Genomic DNA, 414 nt, shown 5'->3' on the forward strand with positions numbered 1-414 from the left:
GTACCCGTCCTGCACTCCCGCCGGCGTGATGGAGCTGCTCCGCCGGGCCGGCGTGCCCATTGCGGGCCGACACGCGGTCGTCGTGGGCCGCAGCGCCATTGTCGGCAAGCCGCTGTCCGCCCTGTTGTTGAACGCCCACGCCACGGTCACGGTCTGTCACTCCCGCACGCCCGACCTCGGCGTCTTCACGCGGCAGGCGGATATCCTGGTGGCCGCAGTAGGCAAGCAGGACCTGATCACGGCCGACATGGTCAAGCCGGGCGCGGTCGTGATTGACGTGGGCATGAACCGGAACGCCGCCGGCAAGCTCGTGGGCGACGTCGATTTCCCGGGCGTCGAGGCCGTGGCGGGCTGGATCACCCCGGTGCCGGGTGGGGTGGGACCTATGACCATCGCGATGTTGATGGCCAACAC

The 414-nt window shown here is 69.6% G+C and carries 1 protein-coding gene; it reads left to right on the forward strand.

Translation table 11 applies throughout. The features are described 5' to 3' along the window. Window positions 1-414, forward strand: a 414-nt coding sequence (locus tag I6F37_RS42135) for a bifunctional 5,10-methylenetetrahydrofolate dehydrogenase/5,10-methenyltetrahydrofolate cyclohydrolase (RefSeq protein WP_225154691.1), incomplete at both ends; no start/stop codon positions are given.

Source organism: Bradyrhizobium sp. NBAIM08 (genome assembly GCF_020193935.1).
Lineage (GTDB): Bacteria > Pseudomonadota > Alphaproteobacteria > Rhizobiales > Xanthobacteraceae > Bradyrhizobium > Bradyrhizobium yuanmingense.